This is a genomic window from Isoptericola dokdonensis DS-3, from assembly GCF_001636295.1.
Lineage (GTDB): Bacteria > Actinomycetota > Actinomycetes > Actinomycetales > Cellulomonadaceae > Isoptericola > Isoptericola dokdonensis.
Genome location: NZ_CP014209.1, coordinates 2,848,288 through 2,866,509 on the forward strand (window position 1 = coordinate 2,848,288; position 18,222 = coordinate 2,866,509).

10 protein-coding genes are annotated in these 18,222 nt (G+C 73.4%); 8 read left to right on the forward strand and 2 right to left on the reverse strand.

Annotation, left to right across the window (positions count from 1 at the left end):
- The 5 genes from I598_RS13195 (at window position 1) to I598_RS13215 (ending at window position 10,993) form a co-directional block, all read left to right on the forward strand.
- Window positions 1-1,008, forward strand: coding sequence for an ABC transporter permease (locus I598_RS13195; protein WP_068203355.1), 1,008 nt, complete (start codon window positions 1-3; stop codon window positions 1,006-1,008).
- A 2-nt stretch (window positions 1,009-1,010) separates the two neighbouring features.
- Complete coding sequence (locus I598_RS13200; RefSeq protein ID WP_157557239.1) at window positions 1,011-2,567, forward strand: sugar ABC transporter ATP-binding protein; 1,557 nt, start codon at window positions 1,011-1,013, stop codon at window positions 2,565-2,567.
- 2 nt (window positions 2,568-2,569) lie between these two features.
- Window positions 2,570-3,562, forward strand: coding sequence for an ABC transporter permease (locus I598_RS13205; RefSeq protein ID WP_068203357.1), 993 nt, complete (start codon window positions 2,570-2,572; stop codon window positions 3,560-3,562).
- A gap of 56 nt (window positions 3,563-3,618) precedes the next feature.
- Window positions 3,619-5,109, forward strand: a complete 1,491-nt coding sequence (locus I598_RS13210) for an aldehyde dehydrogenase family protein (RefSeq protein WP_068203358.1) — start codon at window positions 3,619-3,621, stop codon at window positions 5,107-5,109.
- A gap of 214 nt (window positions 5,110-5,323) precedes the next feature.
- The gene (locus I598_RS13215; RefSeq protein WP_068203359.1) at window positions 5,324-10,993 is read left to right on the forward strand and encodes a LamG-like jellyroll fold domain-containing protein; all 5,670 of its coding nucleotides are present in this window, start codon (window positions 5,324-5,326) and stop codon (window positions 10,991-10,993) included.
- Window positions 10,994-11,085: 92 nt separating this feature from the next.
- Here I598_RS13215 and I598_RS13220 read toward each other — a convergent pair whose 3' ends face one another.
- Window positions 11,086-11,310 carry a tautomerase family protein gene (locus I598_RS13220; RefSeq protein ID WP_068203360.1) on the reverse strand — a complete coding sequence of 75 codons (225 nt, stop codon included), beginning with the start codon at window positions 11,308-11,310 and terminating at the stop codon, window positions 11,086-11,088.
- A 187-nt stretch (window positions 11,311-11,497) separates the two neighbouring features.
- On the opposite strand from I598_RS13220, the gene I598_RS13225 reads away from it, so the two are divergent.
- Window positions 11,498-12,259, forward strand: coding sequence for a YcnI family protein (locus I598_RS13225; RefSeq protein WP_068203361.1), 762 nt, complete (start codon window positions 11,498-11,500; stop codon window positions 12,257-12,259).
- Window positions 12,256-13,977, forward strand: a complete 1,722-nt coding sequence (locus I598_RS13230; protein WP_198155698.1) for a copper resistance CopC/CopD family protein — start codon at window positions 12,256-12,258, stop codon at window positions 13,975-13,977. Before I598_RS13225 ends, I598_RS13230 begins: the two co-directional genes overlap by 4 nt.
- 2 nt (window positions 13,978-13,979) lie before the next feature.
- Here I598_RS13230 and I598_RS18330 read toward each other — a convergent pair whose 3' ends face one another.
- Window positions 13,980-16,901, reverse strand: a complete 2,922-nt coding sequence (locus tag I598_RS18330; protein WP_068203362.1) for an ATP-binding protein — start codon at window positions 16,899-16,901, stop codon at window positions 13,980-13,982.
- Window positions 16,902-17,508: 607 nt separating this feature from the next.
- Here I598_RS18330 and I598_RS13240 point away from each other — a divergent pair.
- Window positions 17,509-17,973, forward strand: a complete 465-nt coding sequence (locus tag I598_RS13240; RefSeq protein WP_157557240.1) for a hypothetical protein — start codon at window positions 17,509-17,511, stop codon at window positions 17,971-17,973.
- Window positions 17,974-18,222: the final 249 nt, after the last annotated feature.

Sequence of the window (18,222 nt, forward strand, 5' to 3'; positions counted from 1 at the left end):
ATGGCACCCCCCGCCGACGCCGAGGTCGTGACCTCGCGACGCCCCCGCGCCCGGCGGGGGGTGTCGCTCCGTGACACCGGCCCGTCGATCGCCCTGGTCGTCGTGTTCGCCGTCTTCGCGGCGCTCAGCCCGGGCTTCCGGACGCTGTCCAACGTGCAGAACATCATGGACGCCGCCGCGGTGCTCGCGGTCGTGACGTGCGGCGTCACGTTCGTGCTCATGATGGGCTCCATCGACCTGTCCACCCCCGGGATCATGGGGGCCTCGGCGATCACGGTCGCCCTGCTGGTCGCCAACAACCGCAACGACAACGACCTGGGGATGCTCGGCGTCGCCGTCGCCGTCCTGCTGGCCGCCGCGCTCGGCTGCCTCAGCGGCCTCGCGCTGGTCGCCCTCAAGGTCCCCTCCTTCATGACCACGCTCGGCGTCTCCGCCGTGGGTCTCGGCGTGGCCACCCTGCTCTTCGCGGGGGTCCAGCCGAACATCACCGACGAGATGCTCGAGGGCTGGGCGGTCGAGCGGACGCTCGGGCTGTCCCACCTCACGTGGATCGCGGTGGCCTGCGTGCTCGTGGGCTGGTCGGTCCAGCGCTGGACCCGGCTCGGCCGGTACGCGTACGCGATCGGCGGCGCCGAGGAGGTCCTCGGGCTGTCCGGCGTGAAGGTCGCCCCGTTCAAGGTGGGGGTCTTCACCATGGCGGGCGCGTTCTACGGGCTCGCCGGGGTCATGGTGACCAGCCAGCTCGGCGCCGGCCTCGTCCAGGCGGGCAAGGGCTACGACTTCTCCGCCATCACGGCGGCGGTGGTCGGCGGCACCCTGCTCTCCGGCGGTCGTGGCGGCGTCCTGCACTCCGCCGTCGGCGTCCTGCTCGTCACCGTGCTCACCAACGGCCTCGTGCAGGTCGGCGTGAGCCCGTACTGGCAGGGCGGCGTCCAGGGCCTCATCGTCGTCGCGGCCGTCGCGGCCGCGGTCATCCCCCAGCGTCGTAGGAACCAGGTGACGAAGTGACCATGAACCTGCAGATCGAGCCCGACGCGCCCGCCCCGGCCACCGCCCCCGCCCTCGAGGTCCGCGGGCTCGTCAAGCACTTCCCGGGCGTCAAGGCGCTCGACGGCGTCGACCTGGTCGTGCACCAGCACGAGGTGCTGGGCCTCGCCGGGGAGAACGGTGCCGGCAAGTCCACCCTGCTCAAGGCCCTCGTGGGCCTGGTGCGGCCCGACGCCGGGGAGATCCTCGTGCGCGGGCAGCAGGTGAAGCTGCGCAGCATCATGGACGCCGCCGACCACGGCATCGGCATGGTGTTCCAGGAGCAGTCGCTCGTGCCGAACCTCACCGTCGCCGAGAACATCGTGCTCGGCAGCGAGGGCCCCGGCGTCCGCGGCGGCCTCTACCGCTGGGACACCCTGCGCGGGCTCGCCCAGGAGCAGCTCGACAAGATCGGGTCGCACATCGACCCGCTCGCCCGCACGGACACCCTGTCGTTCGCCGACCGGCAGATGGTCGAGATCGCCAAGGTGCTCCGCATCGAGCAGCGCTCCTCGCACCCGCCCGTCATCATCCTCGACGAGCCCACCTCGGTGCTCGAGCCGAAGGAGATCGACGCGCTGTTCACGCAGGTGCGCCGGCTGCGGGAGTTCGCGTCCGTCGTGTTCGTCTCGCACCGCCTCGACGAGGTGCTCGACGTCTGCGACCGCGTCGCCGTGCTCCGCGGCGGCCGGTCCGAGGGCGAGGTCGTCGCCCAGGGTGCCGAGCCCGAGGACCTGCACCGCATGATGATCGGCGCGACCAGCTCCGCCGACCACTACCACGACGCCGTCTGCGAGCGCACCGACGCGCCCCCCACCCCCCGCCTGGTGGTGCGCGGCCTGACGGGCGCGACGTTCCAGGACGTCGACCTGGACGTGCACGCGGGGGAGATCGTCGGCATCGTCGGCGTCCACGGCTCCGGCCGCGAGGACGTCTGCCGGGCGCTGTTCGGCGCCGAGGCCACCACCGCCGGCGAGGCCACCCTCGACGGCGAGGCGCTCGACCTGTCCGGCACCCGCGCCGCGTGCGCCGCCGGCATCGGGTACGTGCCCGCGGAGCGCAAGACCGAGGGCATGGTCGGCCCGATGTCGGTGGCCGACAACATGCTGCTCACCAAGCAGAGCGCGCGGTGCGCGGGCCCGCTCGTGCGGCCCCGCAAGCAGGCGCGGCTCGTGGACACGTGGATCGAGCGGCTGTCGATCCGCACCCCGCACCGCAGCACCCCCATCGGGCGGCTGTCGGGCGGCAACCAGCAGAAGGTGGTGCTGGCCCGCTGGCTGGTGGGCGGCGACGTCCGGCTCCTGCTGCTCGACCACCCGACCCGCGGCCTCGACGTCGGTGCCCGCTCGGAGGTGTACCGCCTCATGCGCGAGCTCGCCAACAGCGGCGTCGCCACCGTGCTGCTCGCCGACAGCCTCGAGGAGGCCATCGGCATGTCCGACCGGATCGTCGTCATGAGCGACGGCCGTGCGACCGCCGAGGTCGCCGCCCCCGCGGGCGGCAAGCCGACCCCGCTCGACCTCGTCAAGGAGATGGTCTGACCGTGTCCACGTCCGTCCTCACCCCGGCGGCCGCACCGGCGACCGTCGTCGCTCGCCCCACCGTCGGCCAGCGCGTGACGTCGTTCATGCCGCTCATCGCGCTGGCCGCCCTGCTGGGGGCGCTGGCGATCGCGGACCCCGGGTTCCTCAGCCAGTCCAGCCTCACGGCGGTGGTGCGGACCGCGGCGCCGCTGGTCGTGCTCGCGGCCGGGGCCACGGTGGTGGTGCTGTGCGGCGGCATCGACCTGTCGATCGCCGCGCTCTGCTCCCTGGCGACCGTGTTCTTCGCGATGTGGCTGCCCGACCTCGGCGGGCTGACGATCGCCGCGGTCGTCGCCGCGACGGCCGTCATCGGGGCCGTGCAGGGCGTCGCCCACGTGCTCCTGCGCATCCCGTCGTTCATCGTCACGCTCGGCGGCATGAGCATCTTCGCGGCGATCGCGCTGGTGATCTCCGACGCCGGACCCATCCGGGTCGTCGACCGTGAGGCCACCGCGTGGCTCGACCTCTACCTCGCGGGCGTGGTGCCCATGGCGTTCGTCGTCGCGCTGGTCGTCGTGGCGCTCATCTCGGCCGCGCTCCGGTTCACCCCGCTCGACAGCTGGGTGCGGGCCATCGGCTACTCGGAGTCCGCGGCCCGGCTGGCCGGGTCGCCGGTCGACCGGGTCAAGATCGCCGCGTTCACCGTGTCCGGCGCCTGCGCCGGGCTCGCCGCGGTCATGCTCGTCTCCCGCAACTTCAGCGGCAGCCCCACCATGGCGGACAACCTGCTGCTGCCCGCCGTGGCGGCGATCGTCGTCGGCGGCACCGCCATCACCGGCGGGCACGGCTCGGTGTGGCGCAGCCTCGCCGGCGCGCTCGTCGTCACCCTGCTCCGCGTCGGCCTGCCCATCGTGGGTGTGCCGTCCGCCTACGAGCAGATCCTCTACGGCGCGATCATCGTCGCCGCCGTCGCCCTCACCCTCGACCGGTCCAAGGTGCAGATCATCAAGTAGCCGACCACCCACCGAACCCTGAGACCCTGACACCCCAGAACCACGGAAGGCCCCTCATGTCCGCGAGCGCACCCCTCCTGCCCGCCGTCTCCTCGTTCCTGTCCTCCCGCAAGCAGCTCCTCATCGACGGGGAGTGGGTCGACGCGAAGGACGGCCAGACCTTCACCACGCTCAACCCTGCGACCGAGGACGTCCTCGTCGAGGTCGCCCAGGCGTCCGCCGTCGACGCCGACCGGGCCGTCGTCGCGGCCCGCACCGCCTTCGAGGACGGCTCGCCCTGGTCGCGCATGACGCCGCGCGAGCGCTCGCACCTGCTGTGGCGCATCGGCGACATGATCGAGGAGCGGGCCGAGGAGTTCGCGCAGCTCGAGTCGCTCGACAACGGCAAGAGCCTCGCGTCCGCCCGCGGCGACGTCGGTGTGGCCGCGGAGCTGTTCCGCTACTTCGCCGGCTGGGCCACCAAGATGGAGGGCACCTCCATCCCCATGTCGGTGCCCGGCAAGCAGTTCCACGCGTACACCCGCCGTGAGGCGATCGGCGTCGTGGCGGGCATCGTGCCGTGGAACTTCCCGCTGACGATGGCCGCGTTCAAGATCGTCCCGGCGATCACCGCCGGGAACACGGTCGTCCTCAAGCCGGCCGAGCAGACCCCGCTGACGGCGCTGCGCCTCGGCGAGCTGCTGCTCGAGGCCGGCGTCCCCGCGGGCGTCGTCAACGTGCTGCCCGGGTTCGGCGACGCGGGCGCGGCGCTGGTCGACCACGCCGGCGTCGACAAGGTCGCCTTCACCGGCAGCACCGAGGTCGGCAAGAAGATCGCCGCGGGCGCGTCGCGGAACCTCAAGAAGGTGTCCCTGGAGCTCGGCGGCAAGGCGCCCAACATCGTCTTCGCCGACGCCGACCTCGACGCCGCGATCGCCGGTGCGGCGCTCGCGGGCTACTTCAACGAGGGCCAGTGCTGCGTCAACGGCTCGCGCCTGTACGTCCAGCGCAGCGTCTTCGACGAGGTCGTCGAGGGCGTCGCGGCGGCCGCGCGCGCGATCAAGGTCGGCGACGCGTTCGACCCGGCCACGACGATGGGCCCGCTGGTCTCGGCGGAGCAGCACGAGAAGGTCATGGGCTACGTGCGCGGCGCGGTGTCCGACGGCGCCACCATCGCGGCGGGCAGCCCCGACGCGGCCGCGGACCGCGGGTACTTCTTCGCGCCGACGCTCATCACCGGCGTCACCGAGCAGATGGCCGTCCAGACGGACGAGATCTTCGGCCCGGTCGTCACGGCGATCCCGTTCGACACGGAGGACGAGGTCGTGGCCGCCGCGAACAACACCGTCTACGGCCTGGCCGCGGGCGTGTGGTCGAAGGACCTCGGCACCGCGCACCGCGTCGGTGGCCGCCTGCGGGCCGGCACCGTCTGGCTCAACACCTGGCACGCCGACGACGTCACCCTCCCGCGGGGTGGCTACAAGCAGTCCGGCTGGGGCCGCGAGCTCGGCTCGTTCGGCCTCGACGACTACACGGAGCTCAAGACGGTGATCGCCGAGCTCCGGTGAACCTGCACGGCTCGCACCGACGCGGGCCCGCAGCGAGATAGGTAGTACCCGACACGGCCTGGACGGCCGGTCCCCGACCCGGGACCGGCCGCCCGGTCCGTCGTCATGCCCCAGTGACGTATGCGAAAGGGATTCGACGATGAACCTGTTCCGCAGATCCGACCGGCAGCGCGGTGCGCGCCGCAGACTCCGGGCGCCGGCTCGCCTGGCGGCCATGGTGGCCGCCGTCGCGGTGCTGGCACCCCTCACCGGCGGTGTCGCCACCGCCGCCCCGGCCGCGGCCGCGCCCGGCTCCGTCGACGACGGCGTGCTGCGCGTCCTGCTGTTCTACAAGGCGAACTTCCACGCGTCGCACGTGCAGGCCCGCCAGGCCGTGCGCGACCTCGCCACGGAGCTCGGCACCGAGCACGGCCAGCAGGTCGACATCCAGGAGACGGACGACCCGGCGGCCTTCACCACGGCGAACCTCGCGTCGAAGGACGCGGTGGTGTTCGCGCAGACCGGCGGCGTGCTGTTCAACGTGCAGCAGCGGGCCGCGCTGGAGGAGTACATCCGCGGCGGCGGCGGCTACATGGGCCTGCACTACGCCGGCTGGTCGGTCGGCCAGAGCGAGCACGACGTCAACCCGTTCTACGCGCAGCTCGTCGGCGCGGTGTCCGAGGGGCACCCGGAGAACCCGGCGGTGCGGTCCGGCCGCGTCAGCGTCAAGGACGCCGACCACCCCCTGACCGAGGGCGTGCCCGCCACGTTCACCCGCAGCGACGAGTGGTACGACTGGCTGGCCAACCCCGCGCAGGACGTGCGGGTGCTGCTCGAGGTCGACGAGACCTCGTACGGCATGGGCAACCACGGCACCAGCCACCCCGTGACGTGGTGCCAGGAGATCGACGAGGGTCGGTCCTGGTACACCGGCATGGGCCACGAGGGCGGGGCCTACTCCGAGGCCCCGATGCTCGCCCAGATGCGCAACGGCCTCGCGTACTCCGCGGGTCTGGTCACCGCCGACTGCTCACCGCCCACGAAGGACGCGCAGGGCTCCTGGAGCGACGTGACCCCGTGGCCGCTGGTGCCGATCAACGCGGCGCTGACCTCCGACGGTCGCGTCCAGTCGTTCGGCAGCGTCTCCTCGGGCTGCACCGACAGCACGCCGTACGACTTCGGCGGGAACTCGTGCGTCACGCAGGGCGGCCAGATGGAGATCGACGTCTGGGACCCCGCGGAGCAGCGCACCATCGACAACGTCGCCGACTCCGTCGTGCCGAACCACACCTACACCGACCTGTTCTGCTCGATGCAGGTCCAGCTGCCCCACCGCGAGGCCACCCTGACGGTGGGCGGTGACGACGGCCTCGGCGGCAACGCGCCGAACGACGCGGCCCTCGGTGTCACCAGCTACACCACCAACCAGGGCCTGCGGGACGAGGCGCCGATGCACTACCCGCGCTGGTACCCCACGGGGACCACGCTGCCCGACGGCTCCGTCGTCGTGCAGGGCGGCAGCCTCAAGGGCGGCCCCGGCGGCCCGGGCGTGCTCACCCCGGAGATCTACACCCCGGACGAGGGCAGCTCGTGGAAGCTCCTCACCGGCGCCACCAGCGCGGCGGCGTACGGCGACGGCGGCAACGGCAACGGGCCGGACGAGAACCGCTGGTGGTACCCGCGCGCCTTCGTGGCACCGGGCAACGGCAACGTCTTCAACATCACCGGCACCCAGATGTACGAGCTCGACGCGTCCGGTGACGGCGAGGTGATCCTGCGGGGCACGCTGCCCGCGGCGGTCGCGAGCCAGGGCGGCCTCGGCAACCCGGTGGGCGCCACGTCCACCGCGACGATGTACCGGCCGGGCAAGATCCTCCAGGTCGGTGGCGGCTGGTGGGCCAACGGCGGGGGCCCGGCGGGCGCCCGTGCGGGCTTCACCGTCGACATCACCGGCGGCACCGACGCCCCCGTGGTCGAGGCGACCCAGCCGATGACCCACGCCCGGCACTGGGCGACGTCCACCGTGCTGCCCGACGGCGACGTCATCGTCACCGGCGGCTCGCGGGACAACAACGGCAACGGCGGCTACGTCACCAACGCCGAGATCTGGGACCCGGAGACGGGCGAGTGGACGGTCGTGGACGTGCCCTACGAGCACGCCCGCCTCTACCACTCGACCGCGCTGCTCCTGCCGGACGGTCGCGTCATGGTGGGCGGCGGCGGCACGCCGGGCCCGCGCAACTACACCGACGTCGAGTTCTACTCCCCGGCGTACCTGTTCGACGGCGACGAGCCGGCCGTGCGCCCGGAGGTCACGGGGGTCCCGCGGTCCGTCGGCTACGACGGCGTCGTGGACGTGCAGGCCGACGTCGACGTCTCGCGCGTCACGCTGGTCCGCAACGGCTCGGTGACGCACGGGTTCAACAACGACCAGAACTTCCAGGACCTGGCGTTCAGCCAGGACGGCGACACCCTGAGCATCGAGACCCCGGTCGACGGCACCTACGCCCCGCCCGGCGCCTACATGCTGTTCGTGTTCGACGCCGACGGCACGCCGTCGGTGGCGGACATCGTCCAGATCGACCCGGAGGTCGAGATGGACGTCCGGGCCGCGCACCTGGTCGACCAGTTCGAGTACCCGCGCCTGCCCGCCGAGTGGCGGTCGGCGAACCCGCCGGCGGTCGTCGACGTGGCGCCCGGCAACGGGCGGATGTCCCCGTGGGAGATCGACGACGCGGTCCAGCTGGTCCGTGCCGCCGCGCCCAGCCAGGGCGGTCTCGGTCTGACGGGCTACCACCTCGCCGTCGGCGCCGACGGCAGCCTGACGCGCACGGTCAAGGGTCTCGACCCGGGCCGTGAGTACCGCGTCTCGCTGCGCTACGCGCGGGACAGCCGGTCCGCCGGCACCGCTCCGGGCACCGCGCAGCTCACGGTGGGCGACCTGTCGGCCACCCTGAGCGCGGGCGGCGACCTGTCGTCGCAGACCCGGTTCGGCTCGTACGTCGGGACCTTCGTCGCGGACGGCCGGTCGCAGGACCTGACGTTCGCGGCCGGGGACTCCGGCGCGGGCGTCATGATCGACGACCTCGTGATCGTGGGCGTCGACCCGGGCGCCTCCGACGTGCCGGTGCGGTACGAGTTCGAGGAGGGCTCCGGCACGACGGCCGCCAACACCGGCACGGACGGGTCGGTGGGCGCCGCGACGCTCACGGGCGGGACCGGCTGGAGCGCCGACGGCGTGCACGGCGGTGCGGTGAACCTCGCCGGCGGCGGCAACGCCAACGCCGTCGACCTGCCGGACGACCTGCTGCTCGGCGCCGAGGACTTCACCACGTCGTTCTGGGTGAAGCCCGACACGAAGGGCAACTGGATCGGCCTGTTCCACGTCGGGGACGGGCTGGCGGACGCCGGGAGCTTCTTCCAGCTCCAGATGCAGACGCAGGCGTCGGGTGCCACCGGGCTCGCGGCGACGTTCAAGGCCAAGGGCAGCCCCGTGCAGGAGCGCGTCTACGCGACGCCTGTGCAGGACGTCACGGCCGGGGAGTGGAACCACGTCGTGTTCACGCGGCAGGGTGCCACCGGCACGCTCTACCTCGACGGTGAGCCTGTCGCGTCCCGGGACGACCTGACGATCGACATGACCGACGTCGGGCCGACCGCGAACAACTGGCTGGGTCGCAACGGCTACCCGGACCCGGCCCTCGACGGCCTGATGGACGACGTGCGCGTCTACACGACGGCCCTGACGGACGCCGACGTCGCCGCCCTGCACGCCGACGGCACCGCGCTCGCCACGACCACCACGGTCGCCGTCGAGCCGGGCTCCCCGTCACCGTTCGGCGAGCCGGTCACCGTCTCGGCCGAGATCGCCGCCGCGTCCGGCGCCGCCCCCACGGGTGTCGCCGAGCTGTGGACGGACGGCTCCCGCGTGGGCGGGCAGGTCGACGTCTCCGGCGGCGCGGTGCTGTTCACCGACGTGGCGCTCTCCCCGGGCGACCACGAGGTCGAGGTGCGGTTCCTCGCCGACGAGGGGTGGCGCGACTCCGCGCAGACCGTGGAGCACACGGTCGAGCGGCCGCCGCCCGGCGAGGGCACGCCGATCCACTACACCTTCGACGAAGGTCAGGGGTCGACGGCCGCCAACACCGGGCTGGACAGCTCCGTCGGGGCGGCGACGCTCACCGGGGCGACCGGCTGGGTGGCCGAGGGCCGGTTCGGCCCCGCGCTGAACCTGCCGGGCGGGGCGTCGGGCACGGGCAACCACGTCCGGCTGCCGGACGACATCGAGGCGGGGATGGACGACCAGTTCAGCGTCTCGTTGTGGGCCCGTCCGGACGCGCTGCCCATGTGGGTGCCGCTGCTCCAGATCGGCAGCAGCACGGACACGTTCTTCCTGCTGCAGTCCAACACCCAGGCGAGCGGCGCCACCGGCTTCGCGGCGACGTTCAAGGCTCCAGGCACCCCGGGCAGCGCCCAGGAACGTCTGGTGCTCGGCCAGGGCGAGGACCTGCCGCTCAACGAGTGGACGCACGTCGTGTTCACCCAGAGCGGGTCCGTCGGAAAGATCTACTTCGACGGCGAGCTCCAGGCGACGCGCGACGACTTCACCCTCGACATCGGTGACGTCGGCGTCGACGGCCGGACGACGATGAACCTCGTCGGCGGCACGAGCTGGCCGGACGGACGCTGGGACGGTGCCGTCGACGACTTCCGGATGTTCGGCTACGAGCTGACGTCGGAGCAGGTCGCCGACCTCCACGCCGGTCCGCCGGCGAACGCGGCACCCGTGGGTGCCGCCGACGCCTACGGGACCCTCGAGGGCGAGGCCCTGACGGTCGAGGCGCCGGGTCTGCTGGCGAACGACACCGACCTCGACGGGGACGACCTGACGGCGACGGGGCTCACCCAGCCCGCCGGCGGGACGGTCGCCCTGGAGGAGGACGGCGGGTTCACCTACACGCCCGACGACGGGTTCTTCGGGACCGACACCTTCACCTACACGGCGTCGGACGGCACGGCGACGTCGGCCCCCACGACCGTGACGATCACGGTGACGGAGGCCGAGCAGCCGCCGGTCAACGCGGTGCCGGTGGCCCTCGACGACGCGTACGACGCCGTGGGTGGCGAACCGCTCACCCTGCCGGCGCCGGGCGTGCTCGCCAACGACACCGACGCCGACGGCCAGGTCCTGACGGTCGTCGGGGTCCGGCAGCCCGCCAACGGCGAGGTCGTGGTCGGGGCGGACGGGTCGTTCACCTACACCCCCGACGCCGGGTTCTCCGGCAAGGACGTCTTCACCTACCGCGCCACGGACGGTGCGGACAGGTCCTCGCGGGCGTCGGTGACGATCACGGTGAAGTCGCCGGCGGTCACGGCCGTCGCCGGGGTCGCCCTGCCGATCACCTACGGCACGGCGGGCACGGTCTCGGTGGCGGTGTCGCCGGACACGGCCACGGGCGTCGTCCAGCTGCGCGACGGCTCGACGACGATCGCGAAGACCCGGATCGCGGACGGGGTGGGGACCATCGTGCTCCCGGCGGGGTCGATCCTGCCGGGCGTCCACGACCTCGTCCTGCGCTACCGCGGCGACGACGACCACCAGCCGTCGACGTCGACGGTGCGGGTCGTCGTGGAGAAGGTGGTGCCGACCCTCGAGGTCTCGGCCACCAAGGTGAAGAACACCGCGGTCGTCGACGTGGTGCTCACCGCGCCGTACGACGTGCCGGTCACGGGTGAGGTGCGGGTCGCCGTCGACGGCGGGCCGACCCTCGTCGGCACCGTCGCGGACGGCCGGGTGTCCTTCACGCTGCCCCGTCAGGGGCGTGACCTGACCCTCACGGCGTCCTACCTGGGCAGCGACACCGTCCTGGCGTCGCAGACCCGGACGACCGTCCGGGTGCAGTGAGAAACGGCGTGGGCCCGCAGGATCGCTCCTGCGGGCCCACGCCGCTGTCCGCCGTCCGGCCGGCCACCCTCGCAGGTGGCCGGCCGGGCGGCTCAGTCGTCGGCGAGCGACGCGACGACGCCGGCGCGGCTGTCGTCCTCGCTGGCCAGCACGCCGCCGTTGGCGACGATGTCGGGGGTGATCTCGCTGAAGACCATGCGGACGTCCTGGCGGCGGGCGCCCAGGATGTCGACGGCGCTGTCGGCGACGGCCTGGGCGAACTCGCGGCGCTGCTCGAGGGTGCGACCGCGCAGCAGCTCGACGGTGATGTTGGGCATGTCTGTCCTCCGGTGATGGCCGCCCGTCACTCCGATGTTCACGGGTGCGACCGTGGTTCATTGACCTGAACCACAGTACGCGGCCCGCGGCCCTCAGTCCATGTTTCCGACCTCAGTTCACACTCTTGACATCCGCTCGGCCGGCTGGTTCGGTGGGCGGACCGCCTCGCACCACTCGGGAGACTCGATGAAGAGCACGACCGTCGTCCGCCGCGCGACCCTGACGGGGATCGCCGCCACCGGGCTCCTGGCCCTCGGGGCGGCCCCCGCCCTCGCCCACGTGACCATCACGCCGTCGACCACCTCCCCGGGCGCCACCACCGTGCTCCGGGTCGAGGTTCCGCACGGCTGCGACGGCTCCGCGACCACCGGGATCTCCGTCCGCCTGCCCGCCGGCGTCACCGACGCCAACGCGGCCAGCACCGACCGCTGGGCGGCCGAGGTGTCCTCCGACGCCGTCACCTTCACCACCGACGACCCCCTGCCCGACGGCGAGACCGCCGTCGTCGAGCTCAACGTGAACCTGCCCGACGAGCCCGGCACCACCCTCGTGCTCCCCGTCGTCCAGACCTGCGAGGAGGGCGAGGCGGCCTGGACCGAGATCGCCGAGGACGGGCAGGACCCGGAGGAGCTCGACCATCCCGCACCCGTCGTCGTCGTGGCCGGCACCGCCACCACCGGTGGCGCGGACGCCGCGGGCACGACCGACGATGACGCGTCCGGTGAGCCGGACGTCGCGGCGGAGGCCGATGAGCACGCGGGTCACGCCGGGCACGGTGCGGGCGACGGTGCGGGCGACGGCGCGGCCGGTGACGCCGAAGCCGCGGCCGCCACGGGCGACGACGGTGCGATCGGGCCATGGGTGGTCGTCGGCGCGGTCGGCGTCCTCGTCGTCGGCGGTGTGGTGGGCCGCGTCGTCCTGCAGCGCCGCCGCACGTCGGCGCCGTGAGCGCGGTGGGCACCGCCCGTCCGCCGGGTGCGGCGCGCTCGCTCGTCGCCGCGACGTGCGGCGGGCCGGGCGTCGTGCACCGCGCCCGAGCGCTCCTGGCGCTGCTCCTGCTGGCCGTCGCGCTCGTCGTCGGCACGGGCGGCAGCGCCGCGGCGCACGCGACGCTCGTGGGCACCGACCCCGCCGAGGGTGCCGTGCTCGAGGTCGCCCCCGAACGGGTCACGTTCACGTTCGACGAGTCGGTGATCGGCGTGCCGGCCGGCATCACGGTGTTCGACGCGACCGGCGCGGAGGTGCCGTCGGAGGCGTCGGTGGACGGCTCCCGGCTGTTCGTCGACCTCACCGGGGACGTCCCGGACGGCACGCTCGTCGTCCTGTGGCGGCTGGTGTCCGAGGACGGCCACCCGATCGGCGGGTCCCTGAGCTTCGCCGTCGGCGCCCCGAGCGCCGTGGTGGACGTCCCGACCGCCGAGGCCGAGGTCGCCTCCGAGCCGCCCGCCCTGCTCGGCGCGGTGCGCGGCCTCGGGTACGTCGGCCTGCTGGCGGCCGTGGGCGTGGCCGTCTTCGTCGTGCTGTTCCTCCCGGCGGGCCCGGTCGCCGACCGGTCCCGCGCCCGGCTGAGGGTGGCGGCCCGGGTCGCCGCCGTGGCGGGTGCGCTCGGCTGGCTGCTCGCGGTGCCGCTCGTCGCGCTCTACCAGCTCGGTCGGCCCGCGAGCGCCCTCGGCGAGCCTGCGACCTGGTCGGCGCTCGCCCGCGCCGAGCTCGTCGTGCCGGCCGTCGTCGTCGGCGGCCTGGCCCTGGCGGCCGGCGCCCTGCCCCGGTCGGGTGCTCCCGGTCGCGCGCGCACGGCCCTGGTGCTCGGCTGCTGCGCCCTGGCGGTCACCGCACCGGCCTTCACCGGGCACACGCGGGCGGCGACCCCCGAGGCGCTCGTGATCGCCGTGGACGTGGCGCACCTGGCCGCCGGCTCCGTGTGGCTCGGTGGCGTGCTCGCGCTCGGGCTGGTGCTGGGCGACCTCGCCCGCGGCGACACGGGCGCCGCCGTCGTCGCACGGTTCTCGGCCGTGGCCGCCGGGCTCCTGGCGGTGCTCGTCGTGGCCGGGGCGGTCCTCGCGTGGCGGATCGCCGGGAGCTGGGAGGCGCTGACGTCGACCTCCTACGGCACCGGCCTGCTGGTCAAGGTGCTCATCGCGCTCGCCGCCGTCGGCGTCGCCGCGTGGAACCGGTTCGTGCTGCTCCCGCGCCTGCGCACGGCTGCCGCCTCGGCCGGCCGGCGCTCGCCGTCCGAGCTGCTGGTCCGCACGACCCGCGTGGAGGCGGGGCTGCTCGTCGCGGTGCTGCTCGTCACCGGCTTCCTCGTGGACCGCAGCCCCGAGCCCGTCGCGGCGGCGAGCACCGCCGAGGTCGCGGGCCAGGAGGTGCAGCTCGACGCGATCACCGCGGAGGTCGTCCTGACGCCCCTCGCCGTCGGACCCGCCACCCTCACGATCGAGATGACCGACGCCGCCGGGGCACCCGCCGAGGGGTACGAGGCGCCGCGGCTCAGCCTCACGTCGGGGGACGTGGACCTCGGGGCCGTGCCGCTCGTCTCCCTCGGTCCGGGCGTCTACTCCGGCGAGGTCCTCATCCCCACCACGGGGGAGTGGGACGTGCAGGTCTCGCTGCGCACCACCGAGTTCGACAACCCCGTGCGGACGGCGACGTTCGACGTCCCCTGACGTCAGGCGCCGAGCAGCCCCCGGCGGGTGGCCACCGCGACGGCCTCGGCCCGCCCGGACACGGCGAGCTTCGCGAGGATGTTCGACACGTGCACGCTCGCCGTCTTGGTCGAGATGAACAGGCGCTCGCCGATCTGCCGGTTGGACAGGCCCTTCGCGACCAGCGCGAGGACCTCCTCCTCCCGCTCGGTGAGCGCCGACGACGTCCGCCGGGCACCCGGCAGCGCGACGCGGGCTCGGCGTGCCCAGGCCTGCGCGGCCTCGGCCAGCGGCCGGGCGCCCGTCCGCTCGGCCTCCGCGAGGGCCTCCAGCGTCTCGCGGGCTCCCGCCTCGACGTCCCCGGCGGCATGCAGCGCCTGCGCCCACCGCAGCCGGGACCGGGCGACCTCGTACCGGTAGCCGTAGCCGAACGCCGCCACGGTGGTCTCCCACACGACGGGGTCGGCCTGCTTGCCGCCCGTCGCCGCCACGACTCTGGCATGCTCGGCCTCCGCCCGGCACAGCCAGGCCTGCCCCTCCGGGCCGAGCGACCCACCACGGGGGCGGCCCCGCTCCGCGGTGGCCCGCGCGACCTCCAGCAGCTCGTCGGCGCGGTGGCGGCGGTCCACCTGCACGACGGCGCCGTCCGCGGCGTGCGACTCCTCCGCGGCGCCCGCCAGGGCGGCCAGGGCGAGCGCCGAGATCCAGATGCGGCCCAGGAAGTACGTGCTCCAGATGGCGCCCAGGTGGTCCACCACCGCGGCCGCCACCTCGACGGCCTCGTCGTGCCGGCCCGCCCAGGTCAGCGCGTCGACCTGGCAGCCCCCGGCGACGAGCGCGACGAAGCCGTCGACCTCCCACCGGTCGCGCAGCGCGGCGGCACGGTCCAGGACGTCGTCGTCGCCGCGCGCCACCGCCGCGTACTGCTGGGCGGCGGCGATCATCGTCGCGTCGGCGGCGGGGACGCCCGCGGGCACCTCGGTGGGGCGCAGGTCGCCGGTCGTGTACCGCAGGATCGCGTCGAGCTGCTGCATCCAGATGCCGTGCATGCTGCGGATCGTGGCGGTCTCGCGGGCGCGGGCGAGCCCCTGGCCGAGCACCTCGCACGCCTGGGCGAGCCGGCCCGCGTAGTAGTGCGTCATCGCGAGGTTCGACCAGCAGCGGATCTCGGTGCTGAGGTCGCCCACCTCGCGCGCCCGCTCCAGCGCGGTGCGGACCAGGCGCGCCGCCGTGTCCGGGTCGTCGACCTCGATGATCGCCAGCGACGCCAGCGCGTCCGTCTCGGCCTGCGGGGCGTCCACCTCGTGCGCGACGGCGACGGCGCGCTCCAGGTACTCGCGGGCGCGGTCGTCCTCGTCGCGGTTCAGCTCGACCCGGCCGCGCACGGCCAGCGCGACCGCCAGGTCGGCCGACGGCCCCGGTCCGTCGTCGGCGTCCAGGACGGCGAACGCGAGGTCCGACTCGGCGGCGGCGGCGTCGATCTCGTCGAGCTCCATGAGGTAGCGCGCGAGGACGACCCGCACGGACGCCTGCCGCCCGGGGTCGCCGTCGAGGGCGGCCACGGCCCGCCGGGCGAGCTGCACGGCACGGGCGGCGCGGCCGTGCCGGGAGGCTGCCCCGGCCGCCGCCAGCGCCACCGCGACCCGGTCCGTCCCGACCCGCTGCTCGGCGTCCGGGACGGACTCCCACAGGGACAGCACCTGCTCCAGGTGCCGGAGCTGCTCCGCGGGGGCCAGGAGGTCCTGGGCGGCAGCCGCGGCGTCGTACGACGCCGACAGCGCGGTGGACAGGTCGTGGCCCTGGAGCGCGTGGTGCGCCCGCTCGGCGGGCGACCCGAGGGCCGGGTCGTCCTGGAGCGCGGCGAGGTACGCGCGGTGCGTGGACGCCCGCTCGCCGGGCAGCAGGTCGAGGTACAGGGCCTCGGCGAGCAGCGCGTGCCGGAACGCCAGGTTCGCCTGCTCGACGCCGAGCACCTGCTGGGCGACCGCGTCGCGCAGGGCGTCGACGGCGCCGCCGTCGTCGAGGCCGGGGGTGCGGGCGGCGGCGGCGAGCAGGAGGTCCTCGCGGACCTGGCGGCCCCCGACCGACGCGAGCCGGACGACCTGCCGGACGGGATCGGGCAGCCGTTCGAGCCGTGCGTGCAGGATGTCCGCCAGTGACCACGGCAGCGTGCCCGCGGGGCCGGCGGCCAGCAGCTCCTCGGCGAAGAACGCGTTGCCCTCGGACCGGCGCAGGACGGCGGCGAACTCCGCCTCGTCCAGCGGCCCGTCGTTGACCGCGGTGGTGAACTCCCGCAGCTCGTCCGGCGTGAACGTGCCGAGCTCGACGTGCTCCACCCGCTCCAGCCGGTGCAGCTCCGCCAGCAGCGGGCGCAGCGGGTGGCGGCGGTCGACGTCGTCGCTGCGGTACGTGCCGACCAGCAGCAGGTGCTCGGAGCGCAGCCGGGTCGCGAGGAACCGCAGCACGTCGCGGGTGGACGGGTCGGCCCAGTGCAGGTCCTCGACGACCAGCACCAGCGGCGCACCGGACCGCCCGGCCGACGCCAGGGCCCCGGCGACGCCGTCCAGGAGCGGGAGCCGCTCGGCGTGGTCGTCGCGGCCCGCCGACGGCGTGCGGTTCGGGTCGAGGAGCCGGGCGAGCGCGGGGCGCTCCGCGACGGCCTGCGCGACGTCGGGCTCGTCGCGCAGCAGCCCGAGCGCCTCGGTGAACGGCAGGTACGGGATGCCCACCTCGCCGAGGTCCACGCAGTGCGCGACGACGGACCGCCCCCCGGCCTCGGTCGCGAGGGCCGCGAGGTGGTTCACCAGCCGGGTCTTGCCGACACCGGCGTCACCGCCCAGCAGGAGGACGCCCGGTTCGCCGGCGGCCGCGTCGTCGAACGCGCGACGGAACCGGGCGACCTCCTGGGTCCTGGCGACGAGCGGGATCTGGGACGAACGTCGCACCCGTGCATCGTCCCACCCGCCCCCGACAGGGGCACGGTCTTTCCCGCGCCTGCACAGCGAGCTCGCCATGCGCACCCCGTTGGAGGTCGAGCAGGCCTACTACGCTGCACACGAATTAGACCAGCCGGTACCTGCCGGCCAAGGATGCCGATAGAAACGAATCCCAGGCCGATTCAAGGACTAGATCCTCACGGTTCAGGTGTCAACCAAACTCGGGGCAGATCCGGGTGGCCTCGACCTCGACGTGCTCGTCGGTGACGAACAGGGCCTCGGTTCTGGCCTTCTGTGTCCGTCAGGAGATCGGCGCCAGTGTGCAGGTTCCGCCGCGGAGTCTTCGATCGGACCCGCAATGCCGGTGTGCTCGCGTCGCACCCCGACCGTCGCGCCGCCTTTCGTCAGGTCCCCGGTCTAGTCCAGCACGAGCATCGCACGGGCGTCGCCGAGGGTGATCGATCACGTAGCCCCGCACGTCGTTCCGTGCGCCGTCGGCATCCCAGGCCGCCCCGCCCACCAACTGCTGCAACCCGTGCGGCGAAGAGTGCCCGACATGCTTAGTGATCGTCCAGCAGTTCTTCCGCTCCAACGGCACCTATGACAGAATCGCGCCATGTCAACGAAGCGTAACATTTTACGGGTGACTGGACTTGCTGTTGCAGTCGGGGTCGTCGTAACAGCTTGCTCAGACCCGCTCGACGACACCACCGTGTGTGGGACTGTGGGCTTCAACGAAGTACAGGCAATTATAGACCCTGCCTCAACCGCGGGTGGCTTGGATGTGTTGCGGGCTAGCGGTGTCCAGATCGAAATGATCGATGACGTGCAGGATGCCCCGGAATATGTCGAACGCGTTATCGCCCTCGAATATGAGAGCGGATCCGACGGCACCGAGACGGCATACTTCCTTGCGTCCGCCCCGGACGGTGAAGTTGTTATACCTATAAACGAATCGGCGCGGTCCGACTTCAATGAGACCCGGCATTCTCCCGAGGAGCTTTCCGAGGCGACTTCTTGGTTCGAATCCACGGAGTATGATCTACTTTCGGCCGCCGATGGCTGCTTCCTTGACTATTAGTTCATAATCGACCCTGGGGTGTACGGAATCGTGCTACCGTGCAACCCGGGAGTTCGATGTTGTCATGTCTCGCCATTGGGAACTTCTCGCCATCCTGGTAGGCAATTCCCCAGTCGGTCCACTCGTAGCCGTCCAACGGTGCTGAGTCTCCAGGCGCTTCAGCGCTCCAGCCGTCGCCTCGGCCGCGGGTCACAGGCTCTTCGTTGGTTGTACTCCTCGACTGGCGAGGGCACGGGGCTGCCGGACTCC